Consider the following 13,773-nt stretch of genomic DNA (forward strand, 5'->3'; position numbering starts at 1 on the left):
GCGCGTTGGCGGCAACCTTAGTGTGCAAAGTGATCCCATCCCCCGGCGTCCGCGGGCCGGCCCGCAATTTTGACGCTCGGGCTTTCATTGCTTCCCAATGCTTGTACTGAGCCTATCGCAGTGAATCCGGGTGGCAGCTGAACATCAGCAGGGAATGTGGCGAGCAGGCCGTGGTCCTCCCCGCCGTTGAGCACCCAGGCCGCCGGTTCCGTGCCCAGCAGCTCCGAGGCAGGCCGCAGCACCTCCCCCAGCACGTGCAGTTGCGCCGGATCCAGGTCGATTGCGGCGCTGCTGGCCGTAGCCAGCCGCAGTCCGTCCCGCAGCAGTCCGTCCGAAACATCCAGCATGGCCGTGGCACCGGCCGTCCGCGCTGCAGGGCCTGCTTCCAGCGGCGGCCGCGGCCTGCACTGCAGGTCGAGGAAGGCACGCTCACGTTCCCCGAGGGCATCTACGTTCTCGGCCGACTCCAGGAGGGCCAGGCCCGCAGCAGCATGCCCGGCCGTACCGGCAAGCGCGAGGACATCCCCCGGCTGCGCCCCGGACCGGAGCACTGCTGGACCGCCGTCGAGGGTGCCGAGGACGGCGACGGTGACCGAAATTTCCCGGCCGCGGCCGAGGTCGCCGCCCGCCACCGAGCATCTGATGGCTCCGAGGTCCTTGATGCCGGCAGTGAGCCCATCCGCAAGGTCCTCCACCCAGCTCACCGGCGTCTCGGGCGGGAGTGTGAGGCTCACGACGAGTGACGTGGCGGTGGCCCCCATGGCATTGATGTCGCTGAGGTTCTGCGCCGCGGCCTTCCAGCCGACGTCGAACCCGGTGGTCCGGTAGCCATTTGGCCATTCCAGCCGGAAATCCTGGTCCTGGACCTGCGTGTCGATGCTGATGAGCGTTCTGCCGTCCGGCGCCGCCACCACGGCAGCGTCATCCCCCGGGCCCAGCAGCGTGGCCTCTGAGTAGGACCCGGCCATGGAGAGGCGGGGGAAGATCCGGGCCAGCAATTCGGCTTCGGAGAGGGCAGCAACGGCTGGGGGCTGCGGGTGGACGGTCAAACGGTTTTCTGGCACGCCACTACGCTACAGCGGGCCACGGACATTGGCTGGCCGCACCTCCTGGTGTCCTGGCCGGCCCGGCTGCGGCGATAGGCTTGGAGCATGCACCGCCCCCTCGCTTCCCTGACCGCCCGCCGTGCCAGGATGGCGCTGATCGGGGCTTTAGCCGCCCTTCCGCTGGCTGCGTGTTCCCCAGTGGTGGACGTGCCGGCCGCCAAGGATGCGGCGAACCCGGCCTGCGCCCCCATGATGGTGGCTCTCCCCGAGGCCATCGGGGACTCAGCCCTCCGTAAGACAAACAGCCAGGCAACTGCCGCCTGGGGCGATCCCTCACTGGTGGTCCTGCGTTGCGGCGTCAATGTGCCGGGACCCACTACCGACCGGTGCGTTACCGTCAACGGGATCGACTGGGTCATCAAGGAAGGCGACCCGGTATGGACGCTCACCACTTACGGCCGGGAGCCCGCCACGGAGATCCTGATGGACCCGGACAAGATCAGTTCCGCCACGGTGCTTGCAGACCTGGCGGTTGCCGCCGCAGAAGTGCCGGCCAGCCGCAACTGCGTGGGCCAGGAGGAGCTGCAGGATCTCCCGCAGAGCCAGTAGGTTTCGACAAGCTCAACCACCGGAAGGGGTCAGCTCAACCACCGGAAGGGGTCGGCGCAACCACCGGAACGGGGTCAGCGGAGGCCGGTCTTCCGGTTCAGTGCCAGGTAGATGAGTTCGTCGATCAGGTCGGCGTAGCCCAGGCCGGAGGCGGCCCACATCTGCGGGTACATGCTCTTGGGGGTGAAGCCCGGCATGGTGTTGATCTCGTTGATGATCAGCTGGCCATCCGGTGTGTAGAAGAAGTCCACCCGGCTCAATCCCTCTGCACCCACCGCATCAAAGGCAGCTGCCGAGAGTTCACGCACCCTGGTAATGGCTTCCTCGGGCAGGTCTGCCGGGCAGCTGAGCGCTGCGGCGTCGTCTTCGACGTACTTCGCGTTGAAGTCGTAGAACTCGTGCGTGCCGCCTGCCACGGAGATCTCGCCGGGCATGGAGGTCCGGGGGGCATCGGTCCCCCTGCCTTCGAGCACTGCGCATTCAATCTCGCGGCCCACAATTCCCGCCTCAATGACGAGTTTGAGGTCGTGCCGCCGTGCTTCCTCAATGGCAGCGTCCAGCTCATCCAGCGAGTCCACCTTGGAAATACCCATCGAGGATCCGGCCCTGGCGGGCTTGACGAAGCCGGGGAACCCGAGCCGGTCCACCTGCTTCCGCACGGATTCCGCGTCCTTGCGCCACTGCCTGTCGGTCACGGCAATGTAGGGGCCTACCTGAAGGCCGGCCGCTTCAAAGACCACCTTCATGTAGTGCTTGTCCATCCCCACAGCGGAAGCCAGGACGCCGGCTCCGACGTACCTCGTGTCCGAGAGTTCCAGGAGCCCCTGGATGGTACCGTCCTCACCGAACGGGCCGTGCAGCAGCGGGAATACCACATCCACGGTGCCGAGCTCCTGCGGAACCTCGTTCGGGGAAGCCACGATGAGCTGGTGTTCGCCGCCGATCTCGGCCAGCGTCACCGTCTTCTGTGACGGGACCACCTCAGGCAGCGAGGATGCGGAGAGGGACCACTGGGCGGTGTCCTCGGCGGCAAGGACCCACTGCCCCGTCTTGGCGATTCCGATCGGGATCACCTCGTACTTGTCCCTGTTAATGGCACCAAGGACACCGGCGGCGGTAACGCAGCTCACGGCATGCTCGCTGGACCGTCCGCCGAACAATACCGCCACCCGGGGCTTTGCCCCGCGGGCCGGTTCTGATGCGGTGAGATTGTGGTGGGACATGGTCAGTAATCGCCTTCAGGTTTCAGTTCCCGGGCCAGCAGGACAGGCCCCAGTTGGTCAACGGACAGCTTGCCTGCCAGCACGGCGACGACGGCGGCCGTGATGGGCATCTCGACGCCGAGCTTTGCCGCGAGTTCGTGGACGGCCTGGCCGGATTTGATGCCTTCGGCGGTTTGGGTCATCTTCTGGCCTACTTCCTCCAGCGTCAGGCCCTGGCCCAGCAGCCGCCCGGCGGTATGGTTCCTCGACAGCGGAGAAGAGCATGTGGCCACCAGGTCACCCAGGCCAGCCAGGCCCGCCATGGTTTTCGCGTCCCCGCCCAGCGCCAACGCCAGGCGGGATGTTTCGGCGAGGCCGCGGGTAATAACGGAAGCCTTGGTGTTGTCCCCCATTTGCCGGCCCTCGCAAATACCTACTGCCAGCGCGATGACGTTCTTAACGATGCCGCCGATTTCCACACCCACGATGTCCGCGGTGGTGTATGGCCGGAAGTATGGTGCCGTGCAGCTGCGGGCTATCCAGCCGGCGGCAGCGGAATCAGTGCAGGCCACCACGGATGCGGTAGGTTCCTCGCGGGCGATCTCCATGGCCAGGTTGGGACCGGAAACGACGGCGATGCGTTCCGTTGGAACGCCGAGTTCCTCACTGATGACCTCGCTCATCCGGGCATCGGTGCCCAGTTCCAGCCCCTTCATCAGTGAAACCACCATGGCACCGGGGGCGATCATGTCCTTCCATCCGCGCAATTGCGGCCGGAGGGACTGGGCCGGCACAGCCAATATCACCAGATCGGCGCCGGCCAGCACCTCAGGGACCTCAGTGGAAGCGGTAATGCTCTCCGGGAGGGCAATGTCCTTCAGGTATTGGCTGTTGCGGTGGAAGGTGTTAATTTCCTCCACCACTTCGGTGCGCCGGCCCCACAACCGGATGGCGCGGGGCTCACCGGCGGCGGTGGCGGCATCGGCCAGGATCTTCGCAAACGTGGTTCCCCAGGAGCCGGCCCCAAGCACGGCAACAGAGCGGGCCGACCCGCCCTGTGTCCCCTCAGGAATCACCGGGCGTCCGTTCCCCGGTCTGGCCCTGGCCGCGCTCCACGAAACGCCCGTGCTTGGACTGCTGCTGCTTTGCCGGATCCCAACGCACCGCCGGGGGCTGCTCTCCCCTGAGCTCCGCGAGGAGGCCGGTGATGGCGTCCATGATGGCGTCGGTTGCTCCGGCCAGCGTGGCCTTGTCCAGGGGACGGCCGGAGAAGGCGCTGAGGTCCACAGGATCGCCCACTACAACACGCGACCGCTTGCGCGGGAAGACGTGGAACCTCTTGCCGTACCGCGGAAACACCTCATGCGCGCCCCAGTGTGCGATCGGAACCACGGGAATGCCGCCCTCAAGGGCCAGCCGCGCCGCGCCGGTATGGCCCTTCATCGGCCACAGGTCCGGGTCACGCGTGAGGGTGCCCTCCGGATAGATGATGATGGCCCCGCCCTCGGCGACAATCTCCTGTGCGACCTGCAGCGAGCGGTTCGCTCCCGCCGTCGAACGCTCCACGGGGACCTGCTTGGTGGCATGCAGCAGCCAACCAAAGGCGGGAACCTTGAAGAGGCCCGCTTTGGCAAGGAAGTGCGGGGCACGCTTCTGGTTGTACAGCATGTGGCCCACTACCAGCGGATCAATTTCGGTGCAGTGGTTGGGGGCCGCGATGAACCCGCCGGCGGGAAGCTTCTCCGTCCCCTCCCACTCCTTGCTCATCATGGCGTTCATCAAGGGCCGGACAATGCCGGCAATGAACATAAAGGTGGCCCTGCTTTTCGCAGACTCTTTCACGTCGGTTCCGCTACTTTGTGGGGGTGATGTCGAAGTCGGCGCCCAGCCCGGCAAGCTTTTCGGTGAAGCGCTCGTAGCCCCGGTTGATGATGTCGATGCCGGTCACCCGGGATGTTCCCGTTGCGGCGAGGGCCGCGATCAGGTGGCTGAAGCCGCCGCGGAGGTCCGGCACGTCGATGTCGGTTCCCTTGAGCTGGGTGGGCCCGGAAATGACTGCCGAATGCAGGAAGTTCCGCTGGCCGAACCGGCAGGGCACGCTGCCCAGGCACTCACGGTGCACCTGGATGCTGGCGCCCATCCGGATCAGTGCATCGGTGAAGCCGAAGCGGTTTTCGTACACGGTCTCGTGGACGATCGAAACACCTTCAGCCTGGGTCAGCGCCACCACCAGCGGCTGCTGCCAGTCAGTCATAAAACCGGGGTGCACGTCCGTTTCCAGGACCAGGGGGTTGAGCTTTCCACCCTTGTGGTAGAAGCGGATGCCGTCCTCGCCGATGTCCATGCCGCCGCCTACCTTGCGGTAGGTGTTCAGGAACGTCATCATGTCGCGCTGGGAGGCGCCCTCAACGAAGATGTCACCCTTGGTCACCAGCGCCGCAGATGCCCACGACGCCGATTCGTTGCGGTCCGAGAGCGCCCGGTGGTTGTAGCCGCCGAGGTCGCGGACGCCTTCGATGCGGATGGTGCGGTCGGTCTGGACGCTGATGATGGCGCCCATCTTCTGCAGCACGGCAATCAGGTCGATGATTTCCGGTTCCGTTGCCGCTCCGGAGAGTTCAGTGATGCCCTCCGCGCGGGTGGCGCTCAGCAGCACCTGCTCCGTGGCCCCGACGGACGGATAGGGCAGGGAAATCTTGGCGCCGTGCAGGCCTTTGGGGGCGGAGATGTGGATGCCGCCCGGCCGCTTCTCCACCACGGCACCGAACTGGCGCAGCACATCAAGGTGGTAGTCGATGGGACGGTCGCCGATCTTGCAGCCGCCCAGGTCGGGAATGAACGCTTCCCCGATGGCGTGGATCAGGGGGCCGCACAGCAGGATGGGAATCCGGGAGTCGCCGGCGTGGGCGTCAATGGCGGTACTGGGCGCCGTCTTGGCCGCCTTTGGATCCAGGGTGAGATCCCCGTTGACCGGGTCCTTGACCACCGTCACGCCGTGGAGCTGAAGGAGGGAGGTGACGACCTCCACATCCTTGATCTCCGGCACGTTCCGCAATACGGACGGCTCGTTGCCCAGCAACGCTGCCACCATCGCCTTGGGAACGAGGTTTTTCGCTCCCCGGACGCTTACGCGGCCCGTCAGCGGGACTCCGCCACGGATTGTCAGAACACTACTCATATACCGGTTTCCTCACGATAACTAGCCCACAAAACCTTGCAAAGGCTCCAACCAAGCATAGGAGGTCGCGTTACCGAACCGAAATACGCGGGCGACGGCGGCAGGGCGTGGCGGGCCGCCGTCGCACGGTCGGAGGTACTTCAGCCCACTCAGGAAAGGCGTGCCGGCAGGGTTTTCGGGAGGAAGGCCGGGCGCGTGGCCTCGTAGGCAGTGATGTCCGCCTCGTGCTGGAGTGTCAGCCCGATATCGTCCAGGCCTTCGAGCAGGCGCCAGCGCGTGTAGTCGTCGATATCGAAGGGCGCGACGATGTTGCCGCACACCACCGTCTTGGAGACGAGGTCCACGGTGACCGGGGTACCGGGAGCGTTCTCGAGCTCCTTCCAGATCAGTTCGATATCGTCCTGCGCCACCTGGGCTGCGAGCAGCCCCTGCTTGCCGGAGTTGCCGCGGAAGATATCGGCGAACCGGGACGAGAGCACAGTTTTGAAGCCGTAGTCCTTCAGCGCCCAGACCGCGTGTTCCCGGGAGGAGCCGGTGCCGAAGTCGGGGCCCGCCACCAACACGGAGCCCGCGTTGAACGGTTCCTGGTTCAGGATGAAGGAGGGGTCCTTGCGCCACGCGGAAAACAGGGCGTCCTCGAAGCCTGTGCGGGTGATGCGCTTGAGGTAGACAGCGGGGATGATCTGGTCCGTGTCCACGTTGCTCTGGCGCAGCGGGACGCCGATTCCGGTGTGGGTGGTGAACTTTTCCATGGCGTGTCCTAGGCTGCGTCGGTACGGATGGGGGTTTCGACAGGCTCAACCACCGGATCGGGATCAAGGTCCGACGGCGAACTCAGGGTGCCGCGGATGGCCGTGGCTGCGGCTACGACCGGGGACACGAGGTGGGTCCGGCCGCCCTTGCCCTGGCGCCCTTCGAAGTTGCGGTTGGACGTGGAGGCGCAGCGCTCCCCCACCTCCAGCTGGTCCGGGTTCATTCCCAGGCACATGGAGCAGCCGGCAAAACGCCATTCAGCCCCGAAGTCCTTGAAGACCTTGTCCAGGCCTTCGGCCTCGGCTTCCAGGCGGACCCGTGCTGAGCCCGGGACCACCAGCATCCGAATGTTGGGGTCCTTCTGGCGTCCGCGGATGATGTCAGCCGCGGCGCGGAGATCTTCCATCCGGGAGTTGGTGCAGGATCCGAGGAAGACGGTGTCCACCCGGATGTCCTTCATGGGTGTTCCGGCTTCGAGGCCCATGTACTGCAGGGCGCGCTCGGCGGCAGCCTTGGCGTTCTCGTCGCCGAAGTCCTCCGGCGAGGGCACGGATTCTGACAGCGAAACGCCCTGGCCGGGGTTGGTGCCCCAGGTGACGAACGGCTCCAGCGTGTTGGCGTCCAGGTCCACCTGGACGTCGAAGGTGGCGTCATCGTCGGTCCGCAGGGTGTTCCAGTACTCGACGGCGGCGTCCCAGTCGGCGCCCTGGGGCGCGTGCGGGCGGCCCAACATGTACTCGTACGTAGTCTCGTCCGGAGCCACCATTCCGGCGCGGGCGCCTGCTTCGATGGACATGTTGCAGATGGTCATGCGGGCATCCATGGACAGGGCGCGGATGGCGGAGCCCCGATATTCCAGGACGTAGCCCTGGCCGCCGCCGGTGCCGATCTTGGCGATGACGGCCAGGATGATGTCCTTGGCGGTGACGCCCGGGCGGAGCGTGCCTTCAACATTGATGGCCATGGTCTTGAACGGCTTCAGGGACAGCGTCTGGGTGGCCATCACGTGCTCCACCTCGGAGGTTCCGATGCCCATGGCCAACGCCCCGAAGGCACCGTGGGTGGACGTGTGCGAGTCGCCGCAGACCACCGTCATGCCCGGCTGGGTGAGGCCCAGCTGCGGACCCACCACGTGGACGATGCCCTGCTCGGCATCGCCGAGGGAATGCAGGCGCACACCGAACTCGGCGCAGTTGTTGCGCAGCGTCTGGATCTGCGTGCGGCTGGTCAGATCGGCGATAGGCTTGTCGATGTCCAGCGTGGGAGTGTTGTGGTCCTCCGTGGCGATGGTCAGGTCCGGGCGGCGCAGCGGGCGGCCGGCCAGGCGCAGGCCTTCGAACGCCTGCGGCGACGTGACCTCATGGACGAGGTGGAGGTCGATGAAAAGAAGGTCGGGCTGGGCATTGGCACCTTCGCCGTCGCCTTTGCGCACCACGTGCGCGTCCCAGACTTTCTCGGCCAATGTCTTTGCCATGGCCATCTCCCTTCACTGCTGTTGGCTGATAGTTCCACTGAACCAGTACGGCTTCGTACTGCGCCAGCCGAAAGATTTGCATCTCAGATAATGAGACGGCAATATCATTACATGGACAATTCTAGTGGAGTCGGCGTCATTGATAAAGCGGCCCAGGTGCTCGATGCACTTGAGGCCGGGCCCACCACGCTTGCGCAGCTTGTGGCGGCGACGGGCCTGGCCCGGCCCACGGTCCATCGCCTTGCTTTGGCCCTGGTCCACCACCGACTGGTCAGCCGTGACATCCAGGGCCGCTTTGTCCTGGGAAGCCGCCTGGTGGAACTGGCGTCCGCTGCCGGTGAGGACAGGTTGATCGCCTCCGCCGGACCGGTGCTGATGCAGCTGCGTGACGCCACCGGCGAAAGTGCCCAGATTTTCCGCCGGCAGGGCGATTGGCGCGTTTGTGTTGCCTCCGCCGAGCGCCCCATCGGCCTGCGCGACACCATTCCGGTGGGCACGCAGTTGTCCATGAAGGCCGGATCGGCCGCCCAGGTGCTGCTCGCCTGGGAGGACCACGACCGGCTGCTCGAAGGGCTGCAGTCTGCCCGGTTTACGCCTACAGTCCTGGCAGGAGTACGACGGCGGGGCTGGGGCCAGAGCCTTGGCGAACGCGAGCCCGGGGTCGCGTCAGTTTCCGCACCGGTGCGCGGACCCTCCGGCCGGGTGATTGCGGCAGTTTCAATTTCCGGTCCCATCGAGCGGCTCACCCGCCAGCCCGGCAGGCTGCATGCGGAAGTTGTCTGCAACGCCGGCCGCGTCCTTACCGAGGCGCTCCGCAAAAACAACGACTGACGCAGTCACCTGCCCGCCGGATTGCCCTCGCGGCAGTGCTGCGGACGCTAGGCTTTCGCCATGGGCAGCTATGCAGTGTTTCTTCGGGGTATCAACGTGGGCGGCATCAACATCAAGATGGCCGAGGTCCGGGAGGCGCTCAAGTCCGGCGGTTTTCCGGACGCGCGGACCCTGCTTGCCAGCGGAAACGTAGTGCTGGGCAGCACCCTGGACGCCGCCGCCGTGAAGCGGGAGTGCGAAAAATGCCTCCGGGACACCTTCGGTTATGACGCCTGGGTGGTAATCCTGGACGCAGCCCGGGTGGCAGAACTGGTAAGTGCCTGCCCCTACCCGGATGACGATAAGACGACGCACACCTACATCACACTCTCGTCCGATATTGGCATGCTGGACGAACTTGAGGCAGCCGGCGCCGCGCTGGCGGGTGCGGAGCAAAAGCGGCTCGGCCCCGAGGCGCTGGCATGGCTGGCCCCCGCCGGGGGAACCCTGGACAGTCCTTTCAGTAAAATCACGGCCAAATCGAAGTTCAAGGCGTCCACCACCACACGGAACCTGCGCACCCTCATCAAGGTCAGGGATGCCGCTGCCGAGCTGTCCGCAGCCGGCTGACTGACTCCCGGCCGGCGTCGTACTTCTACCCGGCCGCCGCCTTCAGTGCCGCATTGAAGGCTGAAAGCCTGCTGACTTCAACCTCCACAGGTTCTACAACGAGTTCCTGGGCCACGGCGGCAACCGCTGCGTTCAGCCGTTTCCTGGCCCGCGCCGCCCGGGCGTTCGCCGCGGCCGCAGCAATGAAACGGCCGGTGATGGCCAGGAAGATCCCCAGGACCACCCCCAAGGCAATCATCAGCGTCGGCACCGGCCAGCCCTCCACCCTGGGCACTTCCGGTGCTGGCATTTGGAAGTAGCCAAGCGCCGCCAGGACGCCGAGCCAGCCGAGCCCGCCCAGGACTGTGAGCAGCGCCAGCCATTGCACCACATTGAACAAACCCCACCACCACGACCTTCGGTTGGCGGCCAGGTCGGTTCCGGCGATGGCCTGGTCAAGGGCATCGGGCAGCCGCTCCCTGCCTTCCCTCGCGGCGCTCCGGATAGCTGCCCGCCACGGACCAGGGGCGCCCGCGCTGGCGGCGTCGGCAAATTCCCGCACCGCCGCATCGGTCCGGGCGCGCTCCGGTGCTCCGGCTGAGGGCAGCGAGGTCCGGTTCAGCTCAGAAGGTGCCGTGCTGCGCAGATTAAGGCGTCGCAGCGGATCCGGCCGGAAGCGGGAAAGCCAGCGTGTGACGGGCCAGCCTGTCCGCTTCACCGATTCGAGCCGGTAGGACTGCCTCACGGCCCGGACCACAGCAGGAACGTTCGCGGCAATTGCCAGCTCGTCCGCAAGGCGCGTCGTTGCAGCGGGCCGGACCCCGGCCGCCTCTCCGGCACCGGATACTGCGCCCAATTCCGCTGAGGCCCGGGTGATGTCGGCAGTGAGCCGCTGTGATTGGGCTTTGCGTTTCACCGCGACGCCGCGGATGGCATCCCGGACCTTGTCCACTCCTGTCCCGCTGAGTGCTGACGCCGCGAGAACCTGGACCTTGGCGAGTCCGTCGCGGGCAAGGATTGCCCGCAGGGATTCCAGGACTGGCTGCACGTCGTGGGCAGGAAGGCGGTCCACCTGGTTAAGGACCACCAGGGTGACGGCCCCGTGCGAGGCCAGGCGTGACAGGAAGTCATTGTGGACAGCTGCGTCGGCGTACTTTTGGGGATCAAGGACCCAGACCAGGACGTCCACCAGGCCCACCATCCGCTGGACCACTTCCCGGTTCGCTGCCTTGGTGGAATCGAAGTCCGGCAGGTCCAGCAGGATCAGCCCCGTGTCCTCGCCGGCGAAGCCATCCACGGCTGCCGCATGATGCCGGTTCCGGACGTCCAGCCAGTCCAGCAGCGGTTCGCTGCCCTCAGCTCCCCACACCCCCGCCAGAGGTTCCGAAGTGGTGGGACGGCGCGCTGCCGCCGTCGCGATTTCAGCTCCACTCACGGCGTTGAACAGCGAGGACTTGCCGCTGCCGGTGGCACCGAAGAAGCCCACCACCGTGTGGTCGGCGGACAGCGACCGCCGGGAGCTGGCACGCTCCAGCACGCTGAACACGTCTTGGAGTGATTCATCGGGAAGGACACCTTCCCCCAGTTCCCGGGCGTCGTTCAGGGCCATGAGCCTGCGGTCCAGCCGCGACGAATCCCGGGTGTCGCTGTGGCGGCTCATGCAGCGGCCGCCAGCCGGGCCAGCGCCTCCGCGTGGGCGGCGAGGGATTGAGCGGACGTGTCATCGCTTTCGGGAAGCCGGGACAGGAACTTCTGCTGTTCGTCCTGGAGCAGCCGCTGGCAGCGCACGTGCAGGTCTTCCCGTGCTTTTTCGGCCATACGCCGGACAGCATCCTCGCCGAACACTGCTTCCAGCAGCCGCTGGCCCACCACGGCGGTACCACCCGCCACTCCCACTTCGAGTCCTGTGAGTCCGGCCGTCATGGAGAACACCACGATCATCAGGGCAGCGCCCAGCCCGTTGATGCCGAAGGACAGCCAGCGTGCCTGGGTCCGCTTTCCCTGGCCCTCCGTGCGGATCAGTTCCATCAGGGCTTCCTGCCAGGCCCTGATTTCGGCGGCAGCCCTGTCTTCGAACACGGGTGTGGTTCCGGAAAGGTCGTCCGTTCCCAGCAGGTGGCGGCCGGCGGGATCGGTCCGCCAGCGCTGGTCAGTATCCTCGGCAGCATTTGCTGCTTCGTCGACGATGACGGCCTGCAGGCCTGTCTCGATGGCTGCTTCCACCCGGATGGCGGGCGGCGGTTCGCCGCGGAAGAAGGCGCCCAGCCGGTCGCGGAACCGGCCAACGTTTTGTTCCAGGGTCCGGAAGAATTCCCCAGTACCCACAAAGTCCTGCCAGCGGGCCAGCACCTCGCCGCGGAGGAGTGATCCGTCCCTGGTGGCATCGAGGATTCGGGTGGCAGCGCTGTTGTATGCCGATATGGCAGCGGCTTCCAGGTTCCCTGCGGCCCGCTGCTGTTCCCGCGCGGCCTGGGCCACCTCGGCAACGCGGGCAGCCAAGGCCCTGACAGTCCCGTTCAGGGTGCGGCGGGCGATGTCGGAACGGCCCGCGGAGTCGGCAGCAAGATCCGCCAGCCAGGTGCGCAGCGGGAGGACTGTAGTGGCGGGGAGCATGCCCAGCGGGTCGAGGGCCGTCTCCGGGATGATGAACAGCTGCGCGGCGCCCAGGCCTTCACGGTCCAGGAGTCCGCGCAGGTCCTCGCTGACCTCGGCTTCCGCCCCTGGCGGCACCCGGTCCAGTACTACTGCAACCATGATGTCCCGGCCGGCTGCGTCAAGGAGCAGTCTCCAGGGAACAGCGTCGGCATAGCGGTTGGCAGTGGTGACAAAAATCCACAGGTCTGCCGCGGCGAGGAGCTGCCCCGCAAGCTTGCGGTTGTCGTCGGAGATGGAGTCGACGTCGGGCGCGTCCAGGAGTGCGATGCCTTCGGGCATTGCGGGGTCGGCTACGAGGACAAGGGAGGACATGGCTCCGGGGTCGGGGACCGGTCCGGCGCTGGTGGCCGGGACCGCGCTGCTGGCGACGTATCCACGGATGCGGCTGAGGGATGGCAGGACGCGCTGGCCCTCAAACCAGGCCGCTTCCGACGGGTGATGCAGCAGGATGGGCTGGCGGGTGGTGGGGCGGATGGCTCCGGACCGGGTCACGGGGTGGCCCACCAAGGCGTTGACAAGTGTTGATTTCCCGGCACCTGTGGAGCCTCCGACGACGGCCAGCAGCGGGGCTTCCAGGCTGCGGTACCGCGGGAGGATGTAGTCGTCCAGCTGGGCCACGGCGTTGGCGGCGTCGCGCCTGGCTTGTTCCGCCTCAGGTAAGGCCAGCGGCAGCGCGGCAGCGGCCAGGTCTTCCCGCACCTCTTCCAGCAGGGCCACAGCCGTCAACGCCGGGGGCGCTGGCTGTGCGTCGTACGGTGGGTCCTGCTCGCTCTGGGAGGTCACAGGAACATCATGCCAGCTCAGGCTGGCTTGGTCCCGTTCCAACGCCCCACCACCTCCTGCAGTTTCTCCTCTCACGCCCCATCACCTCCCGCGGCCTCCCCTCCAACGCCCCATCACCTCTCAGTGGGGTCCCCTCCGACGCCCAATCACCTCCCGCGGCTTCGCCTCAAGCGCCCCATCACCTCTCAGTGATGTTCGACGACAGTCCCGCCGGCACGCAACGTGCGCGAGATCACCTCAAGACGGTGCCAGGAGTGACCGGGCATTACGCGATCAGCCGCGGGACGTGATGGAGCCTCGCCCGTTTAGTTACGGGACGTGATGGAGCCTCGCCCGTTTCGCTGCAAGACGTAATGGGGCGTTGCCCTTTCGCTGCAAGACGCGATGGAGCGTTGGCCGTTTGGTTACGGGACGTGATGGGGCGTTGCCCAGAACCCGGCACCATCTGAGCGCGCGTTGCCCCGAAACCGACACCATCCGAGCGCGCGTTGCCCGGAACCCGACACCATCTGAGCGCTCGTCACTGAAATAGTGGCAGGAGGTGATGGGGCGTTCCCGGATTGGCGGATTGAGGCCAGGGCGACAGGTTCCGTGAAAGAGGGGTTAGCGGCCAAAATGTGTGTACGCGATGGCCTTGGTTGTCAGTGTTCACAG

At 66.3% G+C, this 13,773-nt stretch carries 12 protein-coding genes; 3 read left to right on the forward strand and 9 right to left on the reverse strand.

Features of this window, described 5'->3' with window-relative positions:
* Positions 1-17: 17 nt before the first annotated feature.
* The gene (gene thiL, locus QRN11_RS15350; protein ID WP_285313455.1) at positions 18-968 is read right to left on the reverse strand and encodes a thiamine-phosphate kinase; all 951 of its coding nucleotides are present in this window, start codon (positions 966-968) and stop codon (positions 18-20) included.
* 183 nt (positions 969-1,151) lie between these two features.
* Here thiL and QRN11_RS15355 point away from each other — a divergent pair, with 183 nt between their 5' ends.
* The gene (locus tag QRN11_RS15355; RefSeq protein WP_285313439.1) at positions 1,152-1,655 is read left to right on the forward strand and encodes a DUF3515 domain-containing protein; all 504 of its coding nucleotides are present in this window, start codon (positions 1,152-1,154) and stop codon (positions 1,653-1,655) included.
* A gap of 74 nt (positions 1,656-1,729) precedes the next feature.
* Here QRN11_RS15355 and QRN11_RS15360 read toward each other — a convergent pair whose 3' ends face one another.
* The 6 genes from QRN11_RS15360 to leuC form a co-directional block, all read right to left on the reverse strand.
* On the reverse strand, positions 1,730-2,878 hold the full coding sequence (locus QRN11_RS15360; RefSeq protein WP_285313440.1) for a D-alanine--D-alanine ligase family protein: 1,149 nt from the start codon (positions 2,876-2,878) through the stop codon (positions 1,730-1,732).
* A 2-nt stretch (positions 2,879-2,880) separates the two neighbouring features.
* Positions 2,881-3,933 (reverse strand): NAD(P)H-dependent glycerol-3-phosphate dehydrogenase, encoded by a 1,053-nt coding sequence (locus QRN11_RS15365; RefSeq protein WP_285313442.1) that lies wholly within the window; start codon positions 3,931-3,933, stop codon positions 2,881-2,883.
* Positions 3,923-4,699, reverse strand: a complete 777-nt coding sequence (locus QRN11_RS15370; RefSeq protein ID WP_285313443.1) for a lysophospholipid acyltransferase family protein — start codon at positions 4,697-4,699, stop codon at positions 3,923-3,925. Before QRN11_RS15370 ends, QRN11_RS15365 begins: the two co-directional genes overlap by 11 nt.
* Positions 4,700-4,709: 10 nt before the next feature.
* Entirely contained in the window at positions 4,710-6,035 is a 1,326-nt protein-coding gene (murA, locus tag QRN11_RS15375; RefSeq protein ID WP_050054700.1) for a UDP-N-acetylglucosamine 1-carboxyvinyltransferase, read from the reverse strand.
* Between the two features lie 149 nt (positions 6,036-6,184).
* The gene (leuD, locus tag QRN11_RS15380; RefSeq protein ID WP_091415866.1) at positions 6,185-6,787 is read right to left on the reverse strand and encodes a 3-isopropylmalate dehydratase small subunit; all 603 of its coding nucleotides are present in this window, start codon (positions 6,785-6,787) and stop codon (positions 6,185-6,187) included.
* A gap of 8 nt (positions 6,788-6,795) precedes the next feature.
* Positions 6,796-8,262 carry a 3-isopropylmalate dehydratase large subunit gene (gene leuC / locus QRN11_RS15385; RefSeq protein WP_091416072.1) on the reverse strand — a complete coding sequence of 489 codons (1,467 nt, stop codon included), beginning with the start codon at positions 8,260-8,262 and terminating at the stop codon, positions 6,796-6,798.
* Between the two features lie 111 nt (positions 8,263-8,373).
* On the opposite strand from leuC, the gene QRN11_RS15390 reads away from it, so the two are divergent.
* Both QRN11_RS15390 and QRN11_RS15395 read left to right on the forward strand, forming a co-directional pair.
* The gene (locus QRN11_RS15390) at positions 8,374-9,093 is read left to right on the forward strand and encodes an IclR family transcriptional regulator (protein ID WP_013601431.1); all 720 of its coding nucleotides are present in this window, start codon (positions 8,374-8,376) and stop codon (positions 9,091-9,093) included.
* A 60-nt stretch (positions 9,094-9,153) separates the two neighbouring features.
* Positions 9,154-9,702 carry a DUF1697 domain-containing protein gene (locus QRN11_RS15395; protein WP_285313446.1) on the forward strand — a complete coding sequence of 183 codons (549 nt, stop codon included), beginning with the start codon at positions 9,154-9,156 and terminating at the stop codon, positions 9,700-9,702.
* A gap of 25 nt (positions 9,703-9,727) precedes the next feature.
* Here QRN11_RS15395 and QRN11_RS15400 read toward each other — a convergent pair whose 3' ends face one another.
* Positions 9,728-11,341: a GTPase gene (locus tag QRN11_RS15400; protein WP_285313447.1), complete on the reverse strand. Its 1,614-nt coding sequence runs from the start codon at positions 11,339-11,341 to the stop codon at positions 9,728-9,730.
* Positions 11,338-13,119 (reverse strand): dynamin family protein, encoded by a 1,782-nt coding sequence (locus QRN11_RS15405; protein WP_285313449.1) that lies wholly within the window; start codon positions 13,117-13,119, stop codon positions 11,338-11,340. Before QRN11_RS15405 ends, QRN11_RS15400 begins: the two co-directional genes overlap by 4 nt.
* Positions 13,120-13,773 lie beyond the last annotated feature (654 nt).

This window comes from Pseudarthrobacter sp. fls2-241-R2A-168 (assembly GCF_030209335.1).
In the GTDB taxonomy this organism is placed as follows: Bacteria; Actinomycetota; Actinomycetes; order Actinomycetales; family Micrococcaceae; genus Arthrobacter.